Source organism: Fluviispira sanaruensis (assembly GCF_004295685.1).
In the GTDB taxonomy this organism is placed as follows: domain Bacteria; phylum Bdellovibrionota_B; class Oligoflexia; order Silvanigrellales; family Silvanigrellaceae; genus Silvanigrella; species Silvanigrella sanaruensis.
Genome location: NZ_AP019368.1, coordinates 1,938,310 through 1,961,156, shown reverse-complemented (window position 1 = coordinate 1,961,156; position 22,847 = coordinate 1,938,310). Strand labels below are relative to the sequence as shown.

The window sequence follows — 22,847 nt, the reverse complement described above, 5'->3', positions numbered from 1 at the left end:
TAAAACTTGTATTTTTCTTTATAAGACATTGGAAAAATGCATGCAATAAATGCAAGAAATTAATTTGCATTTACTATAGAAATATCCAATGCCCAATATCCGTTGCGTAAATTGATATCACCTTCTTTTAATATAAGATTTTCTTTAAAGAAAGGTGCTTCATGTAAAATTGTTTGAAATTCTCCGTTTTCTCCCCAAATATCTATTTTTCGATTGCGAAATTCTTCAATTATATCTTTGTCTAAATTCTTGCCGAGAAAATCTCTCGTTAAATTTTTTTCATTGATGGCAATGATCTTTGCTTTAAAGCCCAATTCAAGTAATTCCGAGAGGGCTGCTTCTTTGCTTTTTTGCCACAAAGGGAAAAAACCTTTCATATTTTGTCGCTCGCAAATAATTTCATTTAAATGTTTGCGCTCTTCTTGAGTTATTTCGCTATAAAATCCACCTTCAATTTTATGTTTTTTTAAGGAAGCGATTGTCATTTCGTAATTTTTTTCAAACTCTTGAAAAGATGTATTAAAAATGAGCAAAGGAATTTCGAGTAGATCTGCTTGCGCCCGTAAAATATGCGGAGACAAACCTTGAGATCGATAGCCAACGTTAGTTTCCATAATGGGTGTAATTATACATTTAACATGATTTGTTTTTTGTGCATAATAAAGTGCTAAACAGCTGTCATGGCCTCCAGACCACATACAAAAAAGGTTTTTTTGTTCCAAAACGGTATTTCCTTTAAAAGACAATGTGAAAAAAGAAAAATCGAAAAAAGCAAATTAAATATAGCAAAAATTTTAATTTTGACAATCATTGGGATTTTGCTGAAAAATACCACTTTTTCTGTGACATTTGTGTGTCTTTTTTGTTTCACATTTTATAAATTGGCACATTTTAGCCAAATTCTTTTAACAACAAATAAATATAAATTCCGATAAATTTATACTATCTCTTAAATGGTAAGGCGCTTGAGTTTAATACTCTCAAACAAGCTCATTCATTTTTTGTGAGGTTTAGTTTTTATGAGACCTATTTTTTCTAATGTAACACGTTTAATTGCATTGACAGTAGCTTGTTCGAGCGGATTCTTAGCACATGCTACAAATCTTGTTACCGGAGCTGGTTCAACTTTTATTGCCCCAGTTTTATATAAATGGTCATCTGAATACAATAAAGAAACAAAAATAAAGATAAATTATCAATCCACTGGATCAGGCGCCGGACTCAAACAAATCGAAGCAAAAATAGTAGATTTTGGTGCTTCTGACATGCCTCTCAAAAATGAAGAACTTGAAAAGAAAAACTTATTGCAATTTCCTGCAGTTATTGGTGGTATTGTTCCTGTAGTAAATATTGACGGTATAACAAAAGGCAAATTGGTTCTCGACGCAAAAACCTTAGCAGAAATTTACAGTGGCAAAATTAAAAAATGGGATGATAAACGCATTCAAGATCTCAACCCCAACGTTAAATTATCCAATAAAGCCATTACAGTTGTGTATCGATCCGATGCCTCCGGTACAACTTTTAACTTCACTTATTTTCTTGATAAAGCAAGCGAAGGTGAGTGGAAAGCAGGTACAGGGACAGCTGTATCATGGCCCGCTGGCGTAACAGGCTTCGGTGGTAAAGGCAATGAAGGCGTAACCTCTATGGTGAAAAGAGCGCCTGGCTCTATTGGCTATGTTGAATATGCTTATGCTTTGCAAAACAAACTTGCATGGGTTCGCCTAAAGAATGCAGCTGGAAAAGTTGTTCCACAGATCGAAACGAGCGATCTCGAGAATTCTGCTAAAGTAAGCGAAGCCTTTAAGAAATCTTTTCAAGCTGCGGCTCTCAATGCTGAATGGGAAACAACCCCTGGAATGTATATTTTGCTTGCCAATCAAAAAGGTGAGCACTCTTGGCCTATTACAGCTTCCACATTTGTACTTCTCCATAAAGATCAAGACAATGTGGAAACGGGCAAAGATGTATTAAAATTCTTTCATTATGTCTTTTATCATGGGTCGAAATCAGCAGAATTATTAGACTATATACCTATTCCTGAAAAGACTTACAAATTTATTGAAAAAAAATGGTCTGAAGAGATAAAAGCGAGTAAAGACAAATCACCTATTTGGGTAAAGCAAGGAACTTAATTCAAGTTCAATACTTGTTGTCTTTTTGCGTTATAAAAATGGAGATTGAAATTGGGCGATCTGGTTTTCTCTAACTTAACAAAAGCTTTTTCTTGGCTCGCGTTTTTGTTGTTAATTTGTGTTTTTTTATCCTTGATAGTTGCAAGTGCTCCTGCTTTGCATGCCTTTGGCTTTCAATTTCTGATCAGCGATTCCTGGGATCCCGTAAATGGAGATTTCGGGGCTCTGAGTGCCATCAGTGGCACCCTCATGACTTCTATTATTGCTATGTTCATCGGAGTGCCTTTAAGTATTGGTATCGCAGTGTTTATTTCAGAAATTTCCAAAGGGAAAATAGCTAAAATCGTGAGAACGCTGATTGACCTCATGGCAGGTATTCCAAGCATTATCTATGGTATGTGGGGCCTTTTAGTTCTAGCACCCTTTTTAGCCGATTATATTCAACCTCAAGTCAGTGATTTCGTGCAAGATATTCCATATATTAATATTTTGTTTGGAGGACCTCCGCTCGGCATTGGTATTTTCACAGCGGGTCTTATTTTAGCCATCATGATCATCCCCTATATTTCTTCAACTCTTATTGAAATGTTCCGCTCCGTGCCACCTGTTCTGAAAGAGGCTGCTTATGGCATAGGTGCAACCCGCTTTGAGGTTGTCCGCAAAGTTATTTTTCCTTACGTGCGAAAAGGAATGATTGGGAGTCTTATGCTTGGTCTAGGCAGAGCTCTCGGTGAAACGATGGCTGTTACGTTTGTAATCGGTAACGCAAAGCAATTAACTGCTTCTTTATTCATGCCAGGTACTACAATCTCAGCTTCTATTGCCAATGAATTTAATGAAGCAACGGGTCGTTTGTACCCAGCATCGCTACTTGAACTTGGAGTTATTCTTTTTATTTTATCTTGTCTTATCTTAGGCTTTGCTAGGCTTTTTTTATTAAAAATTAATAAAAAAAGTGCGGGAGCGTAAATATGAAAAGAATTCAGGTTTTAAGAAAAATAAAAAATAATACTTTTACGTTTTTATGTGTTTTAGCAGTGCTCTTTGGTATTACAATATTAAGTTCTATTTTTTATGCTTTGTTGATGAAAGGTTTACCAGCGCTGAATTGGAATTTCTTTGTGATGGATACCCCACCACCTGAACACACAGGAGGGGGATTGCGCAATGCCATTGTGGGAAGCTTTATAATCACAGTTTTAGCTGTGGCAGTAGCAACTCCTGTTGGTATTTTTGCCGCAACCTATTTATCCGAGTATGTGCGTGGTAAAAAAATTGCATCAACAATTCGTTTTGTAAATGATGTTTGGTTAAGCGCTCCATCTATTATAGTTGGATTATTTGTTTATACAGTTTTTGTCCATCCTATGGGCAATTACTCTGCACTTGCGGGGGCTATTTCCCTCGCAATGATTGCATGCCCCATCATCACTCGAAGCACCGAAGATATGCTCAATCTCGTTCCCAATGAACTGCGTGAAGCTGCAATTGCTCTTGGCCTACCAAAATGGCGTGTCATTATCCACATTGCTTGGAAGGCATCAAAACAAGGGATTTTAACAGGGATTTTGCTTGCTGTTGCCCGTATTTCTGGAGAAACAGCACCTCTGCTCTTTACCTCCTTGAATAACCAGTTTTGGAGCACGAGTCTTGTTCAACCCATCGCAAATTTACCAGTGACAATTTATCAATTTGCCATGAGTCCATATAGCAATTGGCAAGAGCTCGCATGGGGTGGGGCGCTCCTTATTACTGTCATAGTTTTATTTTTAAATATCTTAACACGCTATTTTGCAAAACCTGGGGGAAATCGTTCATGAGTATTTTTTCTCGAAAGTCGAAACAATTAGAATTTGCTGGGCAAGCCAGTTCTGCTCTAACAAACTCACCTTCAGACTTAGACAATATTGTCGTTTTACGCGACAGTGCTCATATTTCACTTCAAGATGTTAACTTTTATTATGGTAACAAACACCGTTTAAAAAATATAAATATAGCTTTTAAGAAAAATAAAATCACAGCACTGATTGGTCCTTCTGGCTCGGGTAAATCCACTTTATTGCGGACAATAAATCGTATTTATAGCCTATATCCAGAACAGAAAGCTTACGGAACTATCCTTATCAATGGCAAAAATATACTTGATCCAAAAGTCGATCTGATTGAGCTGAGAACAAAAGTGGGCATGGTGTTTCAAAAACCAACTCCATTTCCAATGACTATTTTTGAAAACATTTCTTTTGCAATTAAAATGCATGAGAAATTAAATAAAAAAGATCTGGCAAAGAGAGTGGAATGGGCATTGCGTGCAGCCGCATTGTGGGATGAAGTAAAAGATCACTTACACACTTCTGGTCTTGGACTTTCCGGAGGTCAGCAACAACGTTTGTGCATTGCGCGTACAATTGCAGTTAAACCTGATATCCTTTTACTCGATGAACCTTGCTCCGCACTCGATCCTATTTCGACACAAAAGATTGAACAGCTGCTTGCAGAACTCAAAAAAGATTTTACCATCGTTATGGTAACACACAATATGCAGCAAGCTATGCGTTCCAGTGATGACACTGTTTTTATGATTGGTGGGGAAATAGTAGAAGCTTCAGATACCAAAACATTTTTTTCAAATCCAAAAGACAAAAAATCTTTGGATTATGTTCACGGTAAATTTGGTTAAGGAACGAAATTTATCTTCTGAAGATTATTTTTTAACTGACCTATCTCAGCACTTTCACTCAAAATCCAATCTTTGTAAGCACCAATTTTCATATTGTAGCTCACTTTGTCAGAGCATTTTCCCGAAGACGCATGCACCACTCCTGCGCCGAGGAATTCATTATCCCGTTTGATAAAAATAACTCCGCCGGAATCACCACTGCATACTCCTTCTTCATTTTGCAGCCCTATGGTAACAAGAAAGCTCTCTGCGGGAGTTTTTGTTTTATATTGACCTGATATGTATTTGTTAGCGAAATATGTATACCAAAAATCATTTATATGCCAAACTTTCTTATTTTGATCCTTAAATATCGTTGAATTTAGATCTTTATTTACGGATTGTGTTATGAATGCTGTTCCCCATCTTTTTTCTTTTATATTTGATAAATCATCTATATTAGACAATTGACCATATCCAACGAAGTACACTCTTTCAATTTTTTTTGTGGATTCACTTAGACGGATAATTTTTGCATTTAATTCAGTCGCACTGATGGGAGAATAAATAAGAGCTAAGTCTGCAAAATCATCTGATGAAAATGGGTTTCCTTTTTCTTCTACATTTTTTGATTGCGCAGTATTTTTATCACTTTTAGTCTCTTCGACGTATTTAGCATTGGCTTTGTAATGCGGATGAACTACGTAAGTAGGATTTTTTATCGTTTTTTCCATATAATGAGTATGAACTTTTTTTTCATTTTCGATTGCTATTTGCATAATTGGTAAATTATTATCTGCTTTGTCTTTTTTTGTAATGCAATGGCCAGCTGTTAATATTATATTTTCTGAAATAAAATTGCCTGTGCATGTGTTACCAAAACTCGCACCATAAAAACTTGTATTAATCAAAACGCTTGAATTTAATTCGAGTAGTTTATTTTCGACTTCTGGAGTGATTTCACAACCACCATAGATACCTTTTTCTATATTATTTGGGTCGCATTTTTTTTCTGTACGTAATTTATACAATATTTTTCCACAGCCAACAAGAGAAACAGAAACAATTGAAGCAAACGTAATTAATTTTATTTGATGTTTCATGTGTTACCTTATATTATATAAATGAGAGTAAATCTATTCCTCAAAAATTATTTTTTGAGAAGTTAATCTAAATATTTAATTATAAAAAAGCAAGTGAGATAGAATTGAAAAAATCATAAAACTAAAGTGTAATATCTTTTAAAATCCTTGAAAGACTTTCGAAAACAACTGTTTTTTGTAATTTATTGGTAGAGAAATTCACAATATTGTCTTTTTCACTTAATATTCCGTGTTGTATTAACTCTGAAACGATAAACTCACCATCTTCACGTCCAAGCTCAGTTTGTAATAATAGAGCTAAATCAGCGCGTTTAAAATTTTCTTGATTGTTATTTTTTTTGCTGATTCTTGCGACAGCACTCATCCAGGGATAAAATTTTTGTGAGAGAAAGGTAAGTGAGCCTTTTTTTGCAATATTAAGTGAAAATGCTGCAAATTCTTCCATTAATCCAGGGTTTGGTTTCATTAATATCTTGCCATATTTTTTATCATCCATTTCTTTTATCAAACCACATTCATTAAAAGCTTTAAATATTTGTTCCAGATAATTGTATTTTTTCATTAATATTAATTCGGCACAAGTTATAAAATCTTTGGTTGGGAAAATTGAAACTTGAGTATCATTTAAAATAGCTCCTTTGCGCACTAAAGAAGCTAATAAATAAGCAAGCTGTGCGGAATGGTGATGAGAAGATCCTACTGTGCGTAACAGTTTCTTTTCATTTAATTTTGCTTCTATAAGTAATTCATTGACATGTTTAACTCGCCCAATGGCATCTTTTATAACTGCTTGGCTCCAAAGAGGAATTTCTTTAAAAGATTCCTTAAGACCTTGGCTTTGAAAAAAAAGCACTGTACATTTTGCTGTCGCTCGTGCAGACGCTGTTCTTGGTTCTTTTGACAAAACAGTGAGTGTACCTAAAACATCATTTTGCTTAAGAGTGCCTAAATTAACTTCTGTTCCTTCACGCACACGAAAAATTTCGACAATCCCTTCTTGAATTAGGTAAATACCATTACTTTCTTCACCTTCATTGAATATAATTTGTTGAGGGGCAAAGGTTAAGGTATCTGGTTTCATGCTGCGCCAGTCCAAGTGGGTGGGAGTGCTGCTTTGAGGGCTTCCACAATTTCTTTGCGATTGAGTTTACCAACATAAGCATCTGCTCCTGCTTGCTTCGCACGATCCCGGTTTACATCTCCTGTTAAACTGGAATGAAGTATGATTGGCATTTTCTTCAGTTTTTCGTTGCCACGGATACGTTTCACTAACGAATAGCCATCGAGTTTTGGCATTTCCACATCACTGACAATAAGCTGCACTTTGCTCAGATCCGAACCTTCTTCTGCATTGAGTAAGTCTTTCCAAGCACTTTCACCATTTGTATATTCTATTATATCGAGCTGCATACCCCGCAGCATATCACAAATCGCGCGCCGAGCGGTAGGTGAGTCATCCACAACAAGGATAAGTGGTTTTGTTCCTTTTCCTGCCGGTGCTCCTCCTTGCTGAGCGGGTGGAGCTTGTGATCCTCCTCCTGCAGGTTGGATCATGCCTTCGTTTGCACTGTAACCAGAAGATCCTTGGCCAGTGCTCCGGCCTTCAATGTCTAAAAGGATGCGTTCAAAATCGAGAATAAAAATAAAGTCTTGATTCTCGATCAACATCATCCCTGTGATCGTATTAAAAGCATCGCTCGAGGGAGGTAAAACCTTATCCCAGCTCACCCGCCGAATTCTTCGAGTACCAGCTACCACGAAACCAGCACGGCGGCTTGAAAATTCTGTCACTATAACTTGGCTAGTGGGGGTCACGGGTTCTTCATCATACCCAAGGGCTTTTGCCAGATGAATTGCGGGGATGGGTAGTCCTCTAAGATTAAAGACACCAAGCACTTCAGGTGCATTGGTCAAGCAGGGGACGATTGTGGGGAGTCGAATCACTTCTCTCACTTTAGCAACATTGACACCATACAATATCGGTGTCTTGCGGTCCGAAGCCCCGGGGACACCCGTCTTCGTCGCAGTGAATTCAATAAGTTCAAAAATGTTGCTACCCACTTGAAACATGGGTCTGCCGATATTTACCACTTCAACTCCCTAAATGTTTCACTTTTCAATTCCTATCGGGATTCTTCAGGTAATCTTCACTCAACTCCGAGTAGAACCTTTTTTCTCCTCGGTTTTTCCTCCTTCTTTTTTCTCAGCAGCTTTGCCGCTGTCGAGGTCGTTGACGGCTCGTGAAATGCTTTCGAAGATAATTCTTTTCTGTAATTGAATGGCATTATAGAAAATACGTTTGCTCCCCTCATCTGCCCCTTTTTCTGTTAAGAGCTTATAACCCATTAATTTATGCATTATCTCTTCGCCATCCTGGCGACCAAGTTCACGATTGATCATATTTGGAAAATCTTTCTTCGGAAAAGCACCATTGTTATCTTTATTTCGTTTGTGAATGCGTATGAGTCCACTCATCCAATTATGGCATTTGATAGGGACAAATGCAGCAATGCCTTTTTTTCCTACATTTGTTGAGAATATGGCGAAATCTTCGATCAATTGCACATTGGGTTTTAGTATAATATTTCCATATTTTTTATCGAATACAACTTTAATCAATCCACTTGTTGAGAAGGCTGTAAAAATTTTTTCCAAATAATCAAACTTTCTAAAGAGAATGATTTCACCATTAATTAAAAATGATTTGAGTGGGTAAATTTTATTATCATCATGTTCTATAGTCCCTTGTCTTACAAAAGCAGCAAGTAAATGAGCGAGTTGTGCGGCATGTTGATGAGCTGTGCCCGAGTTTTTTTCGAGTTTTTTTTCATTCATTTTTCCTTCAATTGCCAAGTCACTTAAATAATTGACTCGTTCACAAATTGCTTTAATGAATGTACTCACAATTGGATTTGCGTCATTAAAAAACGGAATAATGGAATCTGTAGAATAAAAAAGAGCGACTGTTTGAACGATTGTCCGTGCTGTCAAGACGTGCCTCTCACGGCTCATGAGCGTGTTCATCCCGATAATATCACCACGTGATATTTCCCCTAAACTGATTTCAAAACCTTCAACTGTTTTGATTAGCTCAACTTTTCCTTCTTGGATCACATAAATACCTTTTGTCTCGTCTCCTTCTTGAACTACAGTTGTTTTGGGTGGTAATACAATACTTGCTGTTTTCACTTTTATTGAGTCCATTCTTTAAGTGACTATGATCTAAATTGCTTTTCGGAGTTATCGATTAATTCTAAATTGAGAAGAATTTGACTCTAAAAGTTTTTCATTGTCTTTAAAACTAATTATAATTTTTTTGATTGCGCTTTATTGTGGAGAAATTATGCTTTTAATCGAAATTATTTTTAAAATAGCTTATTATTTGCTCTATTTTTATATGCTTTGTTTAGTTATTACAGGTGTGTTGAGTTTAGTGGGTGCAAATCCTTCTAACCCGATCGTCGGTTTTCTCAATGCAATAACAGCTCCTCCCTGCCGGGCTTTGGTCAAAAAATTTCCTAAACTTTTAGTGAGAAACCAGCAAGGTTATTACGATCTATCGCCTATGGTCCTCATCCTTGCTGTTGGTTGCTTAATGATTGTGATTCAAACTGTAGGAAGTTCGCTCGGGTTTTATATTTAAAATTGAGAGCTGTTTTTAACACCAGATTCTTTATTTAAAATTGAGCTTTTGGCAATTCTGTATTTTTTTCCGTGTTTATAATGAGATTTTTGGCTGTTTCACTTAGAATTTTAGAAGTTCCACCAATAAATTTTTGCGAAAATAATTCTGAAAAGGGTTGAATATTTTCATAATAAAATAAATTAGGGGTCTTTTTGAGTTGAGCAATTTTTGTAATTTCCTCAAGTGCAGTTTGTTTTGTGCCTATCCCATCGATTAATTTTAATTTTAAAGCTTCAGTTGCGAGTACAACCCGTCCATCGGACATATAACTGAGAGTGGAGTCGGGCAATTTACGCCCTGCTTTTACGTCGGCAACAAACTGTGAACGCATATTTTCTATCAAGGATTGTAAGTATTTTTTATCGTTTTCATTCATGGGGCGAAGAGGGGAGCCTGCATCTTTGAGTGCGCCCGTTTTTAAAGTCACTGGATTTAATTTAAGGAATGAAATAAGTTTATCTGTTTCTATATTGCTGAGAATCACCCCAATACTGCCGATTAAACTCCCTCTATTTGCAATTATTTTATCTGCTGAAGCGCTGGAATAATAGGAACCGCTAGCTGCCATATCGCGAACATAAACAACCACAGGTTTTTTGCTGCGCACTTCACTTATTGCGTCATACATTTCTTGACTTGCGACCACAGCGCCGCCAGGACTGCTCACTTCAAATAACACGCCCACAACATTCTTGTCTTCTTTGGCAGTGTTGAGTTTTTCGAGCACTTCATTGGCTGTTTCTGCGGAGATTTCGCCAGTGAGTTTTACCCCAGCGATATATTCTGATGATCCTGCGGGAACGGTAAAATTCGCACCCGAACTTGTTGAAGGGTTATTAAAAGAACTCGATAAATTTTTCATTCCACCGGAAATAGAATGAATTGTATATGCTATCATTGAAAAAAATAAAATAACAAAAATAATCGAAATAGAGCCAATTGTCGCTAAAACTGTTAAAATAATTCGAGGGCGTTTATTGATTTGGTTCTCATCCATACTCGTTCTTTCTATTCTTGATTTAAAATAAAAAGCTTAAAAAAAAGCTCTCACAATCATGTGAACATAGCACAATCATGTGAGAGCTTTAAAGACTGGAACAGGCAAACTTTTTAGTTGCTGTCTTTAGTTGCCTTTGCGCGAGCAAATGCTTCTGCAAAGCTGTTTTGTGGAGCAGCTTCGTTGTTAAGAGCAGCTTGAATTGCCTTGTTGTGAGTTTCGTCTAGGCCGCGTGTCGCAGCTTTTTGCGAAAGTTCAAAACGGCGTTCTGCAAAGTCTACGCTGAGAACAACATAGTCGATTTCAGTGTCAACAGTTGCATTTGGGTTTTCAAGTTCACTTGTGTGAATGAGACCTTCTACGCCTGGAGCAATTTCAACAAATGCGCCGAATTCAGCGATGCGTGTGATTTTGCCTTTGCCTTTTGTGCCTGGAACAAATTTCTTAGCAGCCAATTCGTATGGATCTTCGCCAAGTTGTTTGATTCCAAGGGAGAAGCGCATGTTTTCAACGTCGATTTGGAGAACTTTAGCTTCCACTTCGTCGCCTTTTTTATAAAGGTCTTGTGGGTGCTTAATGCGCTCTGTGTAGCTGATGTCAGAAACATGGATAAGGCCATCAACACCTTCTTCGATACCAACAAAGATTCCGAAATCAGTGATGTTGCGGATTTTGCCGCGAATAACGTCATTGACTTGGTATTTTTGTGTCACGATTTCCCAAGGATTTGGTTCAGTTTGTTTCATGCCAAGAGAAATGCGGTGGTTTTCGAGATCAACAGCTAAAACAACAACATCAACTTCGTCACCGATGTTAACGATTTTGCTTGGGTGTTTGATACGACGATTCCAAGTCATTTCTGTAACGTGGATAAGACCTTCAACGCCTGGCTCGAGTTCAACAAATGCGCCGTAATCAGTTAAGCTGACAACTTTTCCACGAAGGCGTTGTGCGGAAGCATATTTTTCAGCAACAGAAACCCATGGATCATTTTGTAATTGTTTTAAGCCGAGAGAAACGCGGTTGCTGCCTGGGTCAAAGCTGAGAACTTTAACGTTGATTTCGTCACCAACGTTAAGGATTTCAGATGGACTGTTGAGGCGTCCCCAAGACATATCTGTGATATGAAGGAGTCCGTCGATTCCACCGAGGTCAATAAATGCACCGTAATCTGTAATGTTTTTAACAATACCGATCATAGAGGACCCAACTTGAAGACCTTTGAGTGTTTCGCTTCTCATGCGTTCACGGTCTTGTTCAAGGAGAACGCGACGGGAGAGAACGATGTTTCCACGTTTTTTGTTAAATTTAATGATTTTGAATTGAAGAACTTGACCAAGAAGTTTTTCAAGGTTGCGTACAGGGCGAAGGTCAACTTGGGAGCCAGGAAGGAATGCCTTCACGCCGATATCGACAGAAAGACCACCTTTAACGCGACCAACGATTTTGCCTTCAACGAGTTCGTCTTTTTCAAATGCTTCAGAGATACGATCCCAAGCTTTAAGCATATCTGCTTTGTCTTTAGAAAGAACAAGCTCACCTTCGTCGTCTTCAAAAACGTCTACAAAAACGTCTACAACATCACCAACTTTGAGTGAGAAAACAGAGTTTTCTGCTGTGAATTCGCTCTTTGGGATTTCGCCTGCAGATTTGTGACCAATGTCGATAACAACATTTTCGTCTTTGATTTCGATAATACGGCCTTTAACAACTTGGCCTTCTTTAACAACATTTTGTGACTCTTCTTGTGCTTTAAAAAGAGCTGCAAAACCATCAGGAATTTCTTCTTGAGATAAGAAATCTACGTCTTCGTCAAGCCATTCGAGGGAGTTGTAATTAACTTTTTTCTTTGAGACGTCGGAGTGAAGACTTGCCATATGAGCAAAATACCTTTCTATGGGCCGTACAAACTGAAGTTTGAAACGTTCAATTCTACGGGAAAAGCCAATAATTTGGCTATGTTAAATAATAAAAAACTGTGCGAGTTTCGAACCCGCACAAACCTAGCATGTTTATGTAAAACTGTATAGGATTTGTTACTTTTTCTTGCTTGCTTTGTTGAAAGCAGCAGCAAAAATACTTGTATCTTCTCTATTCGCAGGTGTAAAGACTTTTGCTTCGTTTGCTCTATAATCTTCCCACTGTTTCATAAGATTTTTTTCTTCTTCACTGAGTGAAGATTCATCGCGCTTTTTGCCTTTGAATTTATTTGCAAGTTCTTCAGGCATTGGGCCTTTGATAGATAGGCTTAAACGGTGAGCTCCCAAGTCCGCTGTGAGAACATGCACTTTGACAGCTTGGCCAACTTGCAAAATGTCTTTAGGGTGGTTAATCCTTTTTTCCCAAGTAATTTGGCTAATTGGAACGAGTCCGTCCACACCTTCAGCCACATTGACAAAAGCACCACCGTCGATCATACGCACGACTGTCCCTTGTAAAACTTCGCCTGGGTGGAGGCGTGTGGCGTTGGCAATCCAAGGATCTTCACCAGCATCCTTGAGACTGAATGCAATTTTTAATTTTGGACTGCGCTCAATTTGTATGATTTTAACTGTAACTTGTTCACCTAAACGAACGACTTCATCGGCTTTTTTTACACGTTTCCAGCCTAGTTCACTTAATGGTATGAGGCCTTCAACCCCATCGATGGATGCAAAGGCACCAAAATCGACTAGACGTGTGACCGTTGCAACGTGGCTTTGACCAATTTCAAGACCTTGGAGAACGGATTGAATTTTGCCGTCCATCTCTTCGCGTAAAATTGCTTTGCGGGTCAAAACAACATTACGGCCTTTGAATTCCGAAATTAAAAATTTGAAGGTATTGCCAACATAGACTTCAGGATTGTCAAAATGCACAATATCCATTTGTCCAAGTGGGATAAAGCAACGTTTTGCCCCAATAGTCGCTTCAAAACCTCCTTTGATAGCTTTTTCCACTTTTGCTTCCACTGGAATACGTGCTTCGTAAGCATTTCTTAAAAGGGAGTCATCCGCTTCATTGCGGCGGAGTGTGCGCGTCAATAAAATCTCGGATCCATTGTCGGAGCGAACAAAAGCGGAAATGCTTTCACCCACTTTTGGAGTGGATAGACCAGCGCTTGTAAACTCTTCGGTTGAGAGGGAGCCAGAGCTTTTCCCGCCAAGGTCGACAAATATAAATTCAGAACTTGCTGAAATTACTGCGCCTGTTACAGACTCGCCCATACGGTAGCGACGGGCTGTTGGAATGTTTTTGTCATCTTTAAGCAATTCTTCGAATTCATTGGCTGTGTCGCTTTCACTTGCGAAAGGATCACGGCTATTTTCTTCTGCATCGATATATCTAAACTTTGCCATTTCTCAATTTATCCTTGTTGGTTGCTTTAACCTGTTCATCAAGCATCAAGAGTGCTTTTGTGCCATAATGTCACAGTAAGATCAATTGCAGATGAAAGGAGAAGATATTTTGTTTCGTTTATATTTCATTGCAGTTTTATGCTTTGTTGGAAATATGAGCTGGGCAGTTGCTTATAAACCTGTTCTCAATGTGCTGGCTCCAATTGGAGTTTTAACTCCCAAGATTATAGCGCAATTTGAAGAAGAGAGCCACTCAAATGTGCGTATGGAATTTATTGGAAGTCGGTTTGAATATGATTCCAGACTCAAAGCAGGCTTAAGAAACTACGACGTGGTCATTGCGGATGAAAGAATTCTCCAAAGGCTATTTCTTCAGCGTCTTCTCCGTTCTTTGACTGATGAAAGTATAGTTGCGGTGAAGTCACAGTACCCACTCGATCAGCGATCCAAATTAAATGCTGATGGACGATCCTATTTAACTCTGCTTATTGATCCCATGGGAATTGCTTACAATCGAAAATCAATAACATTAAAAGGGAATGACTTAAGTTGGGATATGTTGATAAATCAAGATGAAAATCCTTTCTGGCGGCAAAGAGTTTTTGTGGCAAACTCACCGAAACATCAACTTTTACTTGCATTACTTGCAACTGGTAAAGAAATTACAAGTACGTCTTGGTTTATTCCAGAAGCAAGTCTTAAATGGCTGCAGAGTTTAAAATTGCAAAGTGCAAATATTGATTATCCATTAGAATTAGCATTTTTAGGCAATAAAATAGAAGCAGCAGCTGTCTTTAGATCGGATTATTTAAAGTATAAAAAAGTGGTGCCTGACCTAAAGTTTATAATACCAAAGCAAATCACATTTTATGATCGCATTGGTGCAGCCGTCGTAGCAGATACTGTGCAAGATAATTTAGCACAAAGTTTTATTAAATATTTAAAAATAAAACGTGATTATTTGATTTCAAATGATAACTATTTGAGTTATAAGACACAAAGCTTTGAAGGTTCAACTGCCAAGAATTGGGTTTTATATGACGATGATTTTCCTCTGCCGAGAAGAATTGAAAATATTCTCAATGATTTTTATAAAAAATAATTAAAGGTTCGATCATGCAAATAACAATTTTTCTTTTGCTTGTTTCTGTATTTTTTATTCTTACATTTTTTTATTTGGTTCGCTGTTTTCTTCTCATTTTTAAGCCAAAAAATAAATTCATCGTTTGGTCTAGCGTGTTTTTTTATATGATTTTAATTGTGTCAGGATTTTTCGGTAATCGCTTAACGAGAATGCAAAAAATAACTTTACCTGATAATTTTTCACAACTAGAGTGGATGAGTTATTTCCTCTTGGGTTTATTATTAGTATTAGTGACCCTATTTTTCATTGCAGACAGTCTTTTAATTATAAGACGAATAATATATTTTTTTAAAAGAAAAAATTATATAGATGAATTGAAAAAGCAAAGTGATGATGAAAACATTCATAATGGGAGAAGGCGTTTTTTATTTACAATGGCTTCCGTTGTTGCATTTTGTTTATTTGGGCGAGCATATACTAATGCCCGTCGCACACCAAATGTAAAAAATGTTATAGTCCCAATTGAGAAACTTCATCCCGATTTAAAATCTTTTAGCATTGTACAATTAACCGACTTTCATATTGGCATTACTATTGATAAAGAATATGTTGAGCGGGTGGTCGAAAAAGTAAATGAATTAAATGCCGATATTATTGTAATAACAGGTGATCTTATTGATGGCTATGTCTCCAAATTGAAGGATTGGGTTTCACCACTTGAACGTTTAAAAGCAAAGAGAGGCCTCTTTTATGTCAATGGCAACCATGAATACTACTGGGGAGCAAATGGTTGGGCACGATATATGGAAGAAATCGGGTTTACATTTTTAGAAAATGAACATCGCTTGATAAAAATAGGGCGCTCTCTTGTTGTTATTGGTGGAGTCACCGATCTGCATGCAGAGCGTTTTAATCGTGCACAAAAATGCAGTCCGAAAAAGTCGATCATTGGTGCACCAAAACTTGCGGATTTGAAGGTTTTATTAGCGCATCAGCCTATCACAGCGTATGATTCCGCTGATCTTGATTACTACAACTTACAATTATCAGGCCATACCCATGGTGGACAGCTTTGGCCGGGAACTTGGTTGATTCATCTTATTCAACCTTTTCATCCAGGTTTGACAATGTATCAGAAAATGTGGGTCTATGTCAGTAGAGGGACAGGGTATTGGGGGCCGCCGGTGCGCTTGGATGCCGATTCAGAAATCACTCATATTTCTTTTGAGCGGGCTTAAATATTTAATTTTGTGAAAGATAAATCTTTAATTCATATTTCACAAAATTACAGAGTTTTAAGACTGTATTTTCCGACATCATCGTCATCTATCGCAGGTTTAGTTACTTTAGGTATTCCGGGGATATCAAGAGATTTATCTGTACCCATTTCATAAACTTTTATTGGGTCGATGTGTTTGTAACGATAACTTCTTATTTCGCAGTAAGCGAGTCCATGCAAAAGAGGTAAAACATCATAAAATGGAGTCTCTGGAACAAAAGGCGAGATTTCTTCTTGGGTTCCCAATGCCATGACAAGGTTGCGCGAACTAATTATACGTGGCATTTCGGCTAATTTTTTTGTTACGTTTAATAAATCGATCGATTTTTTTCTTTCTGCATTTTGAATTTGTAACTTTTGTTCTGTTACAGAATAAAGTAATCCATTTCTTCTACCGAGCTCTTCGCGCCAATCTATTCTATTTTTTGCTTGACAAAAACTCGTTCCTTTTAAGAATTCATTTATATTTTTCTCTATAATATGTTTTACCAGTTTAGAATGAAGAATAAAAGCTTTGGTAAAATAATTAACATTGTCAAAAGTTATTAAGCGGCCTTCAAATATCTGTTTGATATCAAAGCCCGCAAAGGAATATTCTGGCAATGGATATACGACATCAACACGGTCAGCAAGTAAATCTGTTACGATAAGTGATTCATCTTTATGTGACTCCACTTGAAACAAGGAGTGGCGGAAAGTTCTCAGTTGTTCATATTTAATAATATCATCAAGATTAAAACAGGATTGTCCATTGTATAAAAATGTTTCGAAAACGGTTGAGCCAGAAAATCCTTCTGAAAGTCTGTATTCAAAAATAAAAAATTCTTGAAAAGAAGACATTCTTTGTTCAAAAAAGGGATCATCATCGTTTACTTTACCTGTGGCAATCGAATAGAGTTCGCGAGCGATCTGTCTTTCGTGTTGAAATTCAGCTTTTAATGAGTATTCTGATAATATGCGAAGAATTTCTTGGCAACGCAAAGCGGACATATTCAACCTCATTCTTACGGGTTTATAGCTCATAGTAAGCGATATGCGGAAGCAAAGAAAGGGGCAAAGAATGCTTAGATCATTCTGGTTTTTCTCTTCTCATCTTTAACAGAAGTCCGAATGAAATGAGCATTACGACACAGATAAAAAATGTAAATGAAAACATTTTTCCGTTATAAATTTCACCATAAATAGCACATGTCGATGAACCAATTGCAAAGGAAATAAAATAAAATAGAGCCGATGCAATTCCTTTCGAATGATGTGTTGAGTCAAGCACAATCCGATTGAGTGGGGCAGCAAGAATACCATAACCGAAGTCAAATATTGCGATAGAAATAATGAGAAGCAATATGCTTGTAGGATATAAGAAAGTCATACCAATTAAGGTTAAGAAACCAAAAGAACATATTATCAATCCAATAAACATACATCTTTCGATAGTCAGTAAATTCGTAAGGTAACGAAGAATAAAAGTCCCCATAATAAAAGATAAAAAGATTGGAATTTGCACCAAACTAAATTCAATGGCATTAAGTCCTAGCATATCTTGTAAAATAAGCGGAGAGCTCGATATCCAAATCATCAATGCACCAAATAAAAATCCATAGCTTAAACTGCCATATAAAAATCTTTTTACTTTTATTATTTCAATATAGTTTTTAAGAATACTCATGAGATGAATAGGTCTTGCTTTTGTTTTATTTAAGGTTTCTGGCATATAAAACCAAAGTCCCAAAAGGCCTATGAAACATAAAATAAATGTGGTGAAAAATATCATCCGCCAGCCTTCAAATATCATGATTAGGCTGCCTAAAATAGGACCCATCATGGGTGCTAATAAGGCAACGGATGCCATCCAGGATATCACATGCACAGCTTCTTTTTCTTCATACAGTTCATGCACGCAAGCATAACCTGCCACACCGATAAAACATGGACCCATGCCTTGCATAATACGGGCAACAAAAAAGAGGGGCATATTTGGCGCAACTGCTCCAAGAATATTACCAATTAATACAATTAAGCCACCAAAAAACATTGTGGGTCTTCTGCCGTATCGGTCAGAAAAAGGGCCTACAATGAGTTGGATAGAGAGGGATCCTACTAAAAAAATTCCAAGAGAAAGGGGGATCAGACTCGTAGGTGCGTTGAAATCCTTCACTACGATGGTCAACGCAGGAAGGATCATATCGTTAGATAAATAAACAGCAAACTCAAACAATACTAAATAAATAAGAAAGAAAATTTTTTTGCTGTTCTGTTTCATCATTCCACATCTGATAGGTTAAGTATTGCCATAAATGCTTCTTGTGGAATTTCGACACTACCAACTTGTTTCATACGCTTTTTGCCCTCTTTTTGCTTATCGAGCAATTTGCGCTTACGTGAAATATCTCCACCATAGCATTTTGCAGTGACGTCTTTACGCATTGCACTCAATGTTTCTCGGGCGATCACCTTCGAACCTATAGCTGCTTGTAAAGCCACTTCAAACTGTTGACGTGGAATCACTCCTCTTAATTTTTTAACGAGCAAGCGGCCCCGTTCAAAAGAGTTGCTGCGGTGAACGATACAAGAAAGGGCATCGAGGGCTTCTCCATTGACAAGAATATCAAGTTTCACAAGTTCACTCTCTTTATAGCAGAGGAATTCATAGTCCATGCTGGCATAACCACGGGAAATACTTTTTAAGCGGTCAAAAAAGTCAAAGACCATTTCATTTAAAGGCAGTTCATATTGAAGCATAACGCGACTTTGGGTCAAATATTCCATTTTTGTCTGCACGCCTCTGCGCTCTACGAGTAGGGACATAACTGCGCCTAAATGCTCTTGCGGCATATGGAAAGTGGCTTTTACAACGGGTTCAGAAAATTTAGCAATGTTTGTTGGTGGTGGTAAATTTGCAGGGTTATCGACTTTTAATTCTTCCCCTTTTGTTGTTTCCACAATGTAAACACAGGTTGGTGCTGTGAAAATAACGTTCATATTGTACTCACGTTCAAGGCGTTCTTGAATGATTTCCATATGGAGAAGTCCCAGAAAACCACAGCGGAAGCCAAAACCCAAAGCTACAGAGGTTTCCGGTTCATAACTTAAAGAACTGTCGTTGAGGGTTAACTTAGCGAGGGCATCTTTTAAAGATTCATATTGATTGGTTTCAACAGGGAAAATTCCTGCAAACACCATTTGCTTTGCTTTTTTAAAACCAGGTAAAGCATCGACTTGGTCATTGGCATGACAGATTGTATCACCAACGCGAGAATCTTTTACGTCTTTAACGTTGGCGATAATATATCCCACTTCACCTGAACTGAGGCTTTCTCTTGGAAAGGCTTTGACGCACATAATTCCGAGTTTTTGCACCTCAAAGTTTTTACCTGAGTGCATCATTTTTATTTGGTCGCCGATTTTGACTTGTCCATCTACAACACGGACAAGCACAATTACTCCTTGATAGGTATCAAACCAGCTATCAAATATCAGTGCTCGCAAAGGTTTTTCACGGGTGTCTTCTGGGGCGGGTATATTATGAATAATGGCTTCAAGTATGTCTGGAACGCCCATGCCTGTTTTTGCACTGCATTTTATTGCATTTGTTGTATCTATTGCAAGTTCCTCTTCTATCTGTAGGCAAACTCTTTCATAATCAGCGCTCGGTAAGTCTGCTTTGTTAATGACAGGAAGAACCTCTACTTTGTTATCAGCAGCTAAATAAACATTAGCAACCGTTTGTGCTTCAACCCCTTGAGTGGCATCTACGACGAGCAGAGCACCTTCACAGGCTGTTAAACTGCGGCTCACTTCATAAGTAAAATCCACGTGACCGGGGGTATCGATAAGATTTAATGTGTATATTTGTCCATCTTTTGCTTTGTAATCTACAGTTGCCGTCTGTGCTTTAATGGTTATACCTCTCTCGCGTTCGAGATCCATACTATCGAGAATTTGAGCTTGTTTTTCTCTATCAGCGACCGCACCAGTCATTTCGAGTAAGCGGTCTGCGAGGGTTGATTTACCGTGGTCAATATGCGCAATTATACAAAAATTTCTTATTAAACTCGGTTCTGCATTTGCTGTTTTGCTCATTCTGTTCTGCCTTAATTAAATTCGTTTCAATCCGATAGCGCAAAAGGTTTCCCAAGCGAGGTCATCACAAAGGTACTATGTGCATACGATACCATCCATCATTAGCAAAATTTTTGACTTATATGCTACTCTCATTTTTTATTTCGTGCCAATCCACAAAAAACCAAGTAAATACAGGAAGAAACAATTTTATTCAACCGATATTTATTCCTTTAAAACGCACTTGGTTTGAATATTATGATTTGGAAAAATGGCGTTTTGTTGTTCAAGAGGTTGAATATATTGATGGAAAAAAATTACGTTCCCTTGCAGCTATCTGGTATATGGATTTTATGCCCGTAGAAATAGTCGTTTTAGACAACCCCAATCCAAGTGAATCTTTACCGTTTACTTTTAATAAAGCCGATAGAGTGGCTTTTCGTAACACGGACGTTTATCTGCCTTTTAGCTCCGTGGCAAAAGCGGAAGATTTCATCGATCTCCTCCCAACCTGTGGAGGCGGAGAGTTTCGTGCCATAGCGAGAATTGTTAATAATATGCAATACGTAGGGGTGCCTAAAGAAGATTTTGAAATAGTCGAAAGTCCAAAACGCCCTTGGTTTGTTCTTGGCAACGTCATTTGCTTAAAAATTATAAAAAATTAATAATTTAATTATAATTCCGATAGCGATGGGGAATTAAATCAGATTGGAAAAGCTGTTGAGCCTGTCTGAGGGTGATATGCTTGATTGTTTAATTAAATTAATAAAAAATATTTTAATTTTATGTTTTATTAGCTTTATCCCTGTTTACTCCGAAGAAGTTTGGAAAGGTGCATGTGAAGCGAATTTTCCTCCATACAATTATTTTGAGGATGGTAAAATGGTTGGAATGGATACAGAAATTGTAGATTTAATTATGCATAATATTGGAGTAAAATACACTAAAGAAACTTATCCGTGGCAAACAGTGGTCAATTATTTAGAAGATAACGACATCGATTTTGTTTGGCAAATGGTAGAGACCAAAGAGAGAAGGAATAAATTTATTCTTGTAGGACCAATTCGCGAAGGAATTATGGTCTTTATGGTGAGAACAGAATCAAACTTGATGGATTGGAAAAAATTAGAGGACTTTAAATTACAAAAAATCGGAGTGGTAAAAGGCTTTAACTATACAAAAGAATTTGATCAAAATAAAAATCTAAACAAAGTTGAATTCACAAATAACCACAAACTTATACATAAATTGTTAGAAAAAGATGTAGACGTAATTATTGGAGATCTTGCTACCCTAACTTTTGAAGCAAAGGAACATGAGGTATTTAATAAAGTTCGTTTTTTACCTAGTTCTATTAAAAAAGTCCCTCGTTACGTTGCTTTTTCTAAGAAAAATTTGAATAAATCAATCGTTTTTCAACAAGGGTTGAAAAGCGTAATTAATAGCCAAGAATATAAAGATATCATAGATAAGTACACAAAATTAAAAATCAAATAAATTTTAATAAATGTTCTTTTCCTGTGGGAGAAAGTAAACGCCCTCTTGCTGTTCTCAAGATAAATCCACGATAAACTAAATATGGCTCATATACATCTTCTAAAGTGCTTTTTTCTTCATTGAGCGCAGAAGAAATAGCTTCTAAACCAACAGGCCCCCCATTATATCGTTCATGCATTATTCTGAGAAAATCTCTATCCATATGCGAAAGCCCTTCGCAATCTACTCCCAATCGCTCGAGCGCTCTATCAATAATCTCAACATCGATGGTCGCTTTATTGGCAACTAAAGCAAAATCAAGCACTCTGCGTAATAGTTGGTTGGCAATGCGAGGTGTTCCTCGACATCTTTTTGCTAAACATTGGGCCGCATTTTCTTCTATTATTGTATTCATTATTCGTGCGCTCCGCATAATAATTTTGCAAAGAGACTCATCGGAATAATAATCTAGATGTTCTTGTATACCAAAGCGATCCCTTAAAGGAGCAGATATAGAACCTGCACGTGTAGTAGCGCCTATTAAACAAAAAGGTGGGAGATCAAACTTCACAGTCCGCGCCGTTGGCCCTTGTCCGATTAAAATATCTAAACGCATGTCTTCCATTGCAGAATATAAAATTTCTTCGACATTTGCAGGTAGACGATGGATTTCATCGATAAATAAAATTGTTTTGCTTTCAAGACTCGCAAGAATTCCCATAAGATCGGCAGCCCGTTCTATGACAGGCCCAGAAGTTATTTTTATCTGACATTCCATATTTTCTGCAATTATACCTGCCAGAGTTGTTTTGCCGAGACCGGGTGGGCCATGAAAAAGACAGTGATCAAGCATTTTGCCCCGCATTTTAGCGGCTTTGGTATATATTTTTAAATTTTCACAGATCCGCTCTTGTCCAGGGTAATCCTCGAAACTTTTCGGTCTTAAGTTGATATGTGGTTCAATGATTTCTTTAGCAAGTTCTTGCATAGTAAGTGTATTTTCCAAATTTGCATGAACACTCGTTTCCATTG

21 protein-coding genes are annotated in these 22,847 nt (G+C 37.4%); 9 read left to right on the top strand and 12 right to left on the bottom strand.

Annotated features, from left to right (window positions below):
* Nucleotides 1-59 precede the first annotated feature (59 nt).
* A complete protein-coding gene (locus EZS29_RS08255; protein WP_130608716.1) occupies nucleotides 60-722 on the bottom strand; it encodes a Dph6-related ATP pyrophosphatase in 663 nt (220 codons plus the stop codon).
* Between the two features lie 306 nt (nucleotides 723-1,028).
* Between EZS29_RS08255 and pstS the strand changes: the two genes are divergently transcribed.
* From pstS to pstB, 4 genes are read left to right on the top strand one after another with little or no spacing between them, the layout of a single operon-like run.
* Nucleotides 1,029-2,138, top strand: a complete 1,110-nt coding sequence (gene pstS, locus EZS29_RS08250; RefSeq protein ID WP_425460367.1) for a phosphate ABC transporter substrate-binding protein PstS — start codon at nucleotides 1,029-1,031, stop codon at nucleotides 2,136-2,138.
* 51 nt (nucleotides 2,139-2,189) lie between these two features.
* Nucleotides 2,190-3,107 carry a phosphate ABC transporter permease subunit PstC gene (gene pstC, locus EZS29_RS08245; protein ID WP_216678657.1) on the top strand — a complete coding sequence of 306 codons (918 nt, stop codon included), beginning with the start codon at nucleotides 2,190-2,192 and terminating at the stop codon, nucleotides 3,105-3,107.
* Nucleotides 3,108-3,109: 2 nt separating this feature from the next.
* Nucleotides 3,110-3,958, top strand: a complete 849-nt coding sequence (gene pstA, locus EZS29_RS08240) for a phosphate ABC transporter permease PstA (protein ID WP_130608707.1) — start codon at nucleotides 3,110-3,112, stop codon at nucleotides 3,956-3,958.
* Complete coding sequence (pstB, locus tag EZS29_RS08235) at nucleotides 3,955-4,815, top strand: phosphate ABC transporter ATP-binding protein PstB (RefSeq protein ID WP_130608704.1); 861 nt, start codon at nucleotides 3,955-3,957, stop codon at nucleotides 4,813-4,815. The genes pstA and pstB overlap by 4 nt, the downstream gene beginning before the upstream one ends.
* On the opposite strand, the gene EZS29_RS08230 is transcribed toward pstB, so the two are convergent.
* The 4 genes from EZS29_RS08230 to EZS29_RS08215 all read right to left on the bottom strand — a co-directional run bounded on the left by EZS29_RS08230 (nucleotide 4,812) and on the right by EZS29_RS08215 (nucleotide 9,086).
* The gene (locus EZS29_RS08230; RefSeq protein WP_130608702.1) at nucleotides 4,812-5,897 is read right to left on the bottom strand and encodes a trypsin-like serine protease; all 1,086 of its coding nucleotides are present in this window, start codon (nucleotides 5,895-5,897) and stop codon (nucleotides 4,812-4,814) included. The genes pstB and EZS29_RS08230 overlap by 4 nt on opposite strands.
* Nucleotides 5,898-6,018: 121 nt before the next feature.
* Nucleotides 6,019-6,978 carry a Crp/Fnr family transcriptional regulator gene (locus EZS29_RS08225; RefSeq protein ID WP_130608699.1) on the bottom strand — a complete coding sequence of 320 codons (960 nt, stop codon included), beginning with the start codon at nucleotides 6,976-6,978 and terminating at the stop codon, nucleotides 6,019-6,021.
* Nucleotides 6,975-7,988: a chemotaxis protein gene (locus EZS29_RS08220; protein ID WP_130608696.1), complete on the bottom strand. Its 1,014-nt coding sequence runs from the start codon at nucleotides 7,986-7,988 to the stop codon at nucleotides 6,975-6,977. Before EZS29_RS08220 ends, EZS29_RS08225 begins: the two co-directional genes overlap by 4 nt.
* 60 nt (nucleotides 7,989-8,048) lie before the next feature.
* On the bottom strand, nucleotides 8,049-9,086 hold the full coding sequence (locus EZS29_RS08215) for a cyclic nucleotide-binding domain-containing protein (protein ID WP_172603852.1): 1,038 nt from the start codon (nucleotides 9,084-9,086) through the stop codon (nucleotides 8,049-8,051).
* Nucleotides 9,087-9,240: 154 nt separating this feature from the next.
* Between EZS29_RS08215 and EZS29_RS08210 the strand changes: the two genes are divergently transcribed.
* Nucleotides 9,241-9,540 carry a YggT family protein gene (locus EZS29_RS08210; RefSeq protein ID WP_130608690.1) on the top strand — a complete coding sequence of 100 codons (300 nt, stop codon included), beginning with the start codon at nucleotides 9,241-9,243 and terminating at the stop codon, nucleotides 9,538-9,540.
* 34 nt (nucleotides 9,541-9,574) lie between these two features.
* Here the strand turns inward: EZS29_RS08210 and sppA are convergent, their stop codons facing one another.
* The 3 genes from sppA to EZS29_RS08195 form a co-directional block, all read right to left on the bottom strand.
* Entirely contained in the window at nucleotides 9,575-10,579 is a 1,005-nt protein-coding gene (gene sppA / locus EZS29_RS08205) for a signal peptide peptidase SppA (protein ID WP_130608687.1), read from the bottom strand.
* 113 nt (nucleotides 10,580-10,692) lie between these two features.
* Nucleotides 10,693-12,456 (bottom strand): 30S ribosomal protein S1, encoded by a 1,764-nt coding sequence (locus EZS29_RS08200; protein WP_130608684.1) that lies wholly within the window; start codon nucleotides 12,454-12,456, stop codon nucleotides 10,693-10,695.
* A 159-nt stretch (nucleotides 12,457-12,615) separates the two neighbouring features.
* On the bottom strand, nucleotides 12,616-13,917 hold the full coding sequence (locus EZS29_RS08195) for a 30S ribosomal protein S1 (protein ID WP_130608681.1): 1,302 nt from the start codon (nucleotides 13,915-13,917) through the stop codon (nucleotides 12,616-12,618).
* Between the two features lie 109 nt (nucleotides 13,918-14,026).
* Here EZS29_RS08195 and EZS29_RS08190 point away from each other — a divergent pair, with 109 nt between their 5' ends.
* A complete protein-coding gene (locus tag EZS29_RS08190) occupies nucleotides 14,027-15,019 on the top strand; it encodes an extracellular solute-binding protein (RefSeq protein WP_172603851.1) in 993 nt (330 codons plus the stop codon).
* A 356-nt stretch (nucleotides 15,020-15,375) separates the two neighbouring features.
* Nucleotides 15,376-16,239: a metallophosphoesterase gene (locus tag EZS29_RS08185; protein ID WP_216678656.1), complete on the top strand. Its 864-nt coding sequence runs from the start codon at nucleotides 15,376-15,378 to the stop codon at nucleotides 16,237-16,239.
* A gap of 47 nt (nucleotides 16,240-16,286) precedes the next feature.
* Here EZS29_RS08185 and EZS29_RS08180 read toward each other — a convergent pair whose 3' ends face one another.
* The 3 genes from EZS29_RS08180 to lepA form a co-directional block, all read right to left on the bottom strand.
* Entirely contained in the window at nucleotides 16,287-17,270 is a 984-nt protein-coding gene (locus EZS29_RS08180) for a DUF7986 domain-containing protein (protein ID WP_130608671.1), read from the bottom strand.
* A gap of 79 nt (nucleotides 17,271-17,349) precedes the next feature.
* Nucleotides 17,350-18,543 carry an MFS transporter gene (locus EZS29_RS08175; RefSeq protein WP_130608668.1) on the bottom strand — a complete coding sequence of 398 codons (1,194 nt, stop codon included), beginning with the start codon at nucleotides 18,541-18,543 and terminating at the stop codon, nucleotides 17,350-17,352.
* Entirely contained in the window at nucleotides 18,540-20,360 is a 1,821-nt protein-coding gene (lepA, locus tag EZS29_RS08170; protein ID WP_130608665.1) for a translation elongation factor 4, read from the bottom strand. Before lepA ends, EZS29_RS08175 begins: the two co-directional genes overlap by 4 nt.
* Nucleotides 20,361-20,482: 122 nt before the next feature.
* Between lepA and EZS29_RS08165 the strand changes: the two genes are divergently transcribed.
* Both EZS29_RS08165 and EZS29_RS08160 read left to right on the top strand, forming a co-directional pair.
* Entirely contained in the window at nucleotides 20,483-21,004 is a 522-nt protein-coding gene (locus EZS29_RS08165; protein ID WP_172603848.1) for a hypothetical protein, read from the top strand.
* Nucleotides 21,005-21,080: 76 nt separating this feature from the next.
* Nucleotides 21,081-21,836 carry a substrate-binding periplasmic protein gene (locus EZS29_RS08160; protein WP_130608659.1) on the top strand — a complete coding sequence of 252 codons (756 nt, stop codon included), beginning with the start codon at nucleotides 21,081-21,083 and terminating at the stop codon, nucleotides 21,834-21,836.
* On the opposite strand, the gene ruvB is transcribed toward EZS29_RS08160, so the two are convergent.
* The gene (gene ruvB / locus EZS29_RS08155) at nucleotides 21,829-22,845 is read right to left on the bottom strand and encodes a Holliday junction branch migration DNA helicase RuvB (RefSeq protein WP_216678655.1); all 1,017 of its coding nucleotides are present in this window, start codon (nucleotides 22,843-22,845) and stop codon (nucleotides 21,829-21,831) included. The two genes, EZS29_RS08160 and ruvB, sit on opposite strands and share 8 nt — an antisense overlap.
* Between the last annotated feature and the right edge of the window lie 2 nt (nucleotides 22,846-22,847).

Bases quoted from the DNA above. Each gene is read 5' to 3' on its own strand.
- sppA (WP_130608687.1), bottom strand. From the start codon at position 10,579: ATGGATGAGAACCAAATCAATAAACGCCCTCGAATTATTTTAACAGTT.
- EZS29_RS08175 (WP_130608668.1), bottom strand. From the start codon at position 18,543: ATGATGAAACAGAACAGCAAAAAAATTTTCTTTCTTATTTATTTAGTA.
- EZS29_RS08195 (WP_130608681.1), bottom strand. From the start codon at position 13,917: ATGGCAAAGTTTAGATATATCGATGCAGAAGAAAATAGCCGTGATCCT.
- pstB (WP_130608704.1), top strand. From the start codon at position 3,955: ATGAGTATTTTTTCTCGAAAGTCGAAACAATTAGAATTTGCTGGGCAA.
- EZS29_RS08210 (WP_130608690.1), top strand. From the start codon at position 9,241: ATGCTTTTAATCGAAATTATTTTTAAAATAGCTTATTATTTGCTCTAT.
- EZS29_RS08180 (WP_130608671.1), bottom strand. From the start codon at position 17,270: ATGTCCGCTTTGCGTTGCCAAGAAATTCTTCGCATATTATCAGAATAC.
- pstA (WP_130608707.1), top strand. From the start codon at position 3,110: ATGAAAAGAATTCAGGTTTTAAGAAAAATAAAAAATAATACTTTTACG.
- ruvB (WP_216678655.1), bottom strand. From the start codon at position 22,845: ATGGAAACGAGTGTTCATGCAAATTTGGAAAATACACTTACTATGCAA.
- EZS29_RS08230 (WP_130608702.1), bottom strand. From the start codon at position 5,897: ATGAAACATCAAATAAAATTAATTACGTTTGCTTCAATTGTTTCTGTT.
- lepA (WP_130608665.1), bottom strand. From the start codon at position 20,360: ATGAGCAAAACAGCAAATGCAGAACCGAGTTTAATAAGAAATTTTTGT.
- EZS29_RS08165 (WP_172603848.1), top strand. From the start codon at position 20,483: ATGCTACTCTCATTTTTTATTTCGTGCCAATCCACAAAAAACCAAGTA.
- EZS29_RS08225 (WP_130608699.1), bottom strand. From the start codon at position 6,978: ATGAAACCAGATACCTTAACCTTTGCCCCTCAACAAATTATATTCAAT.
- EZS29_RS08200 (WP_130608684.1), bottom strand. From the start codon at position 12,456: ATGGCAAGTCTTCACTCCGACGTCTCAAAGAAAAAAGTTAATTACAAC.
- EZS29_RS08160 (WP_130608659.1), top strand. From the start codon at position 21,081: ATGCTTGATTGTTTAATTAAATTAATAAAAAATATTTTAATTTTATGT.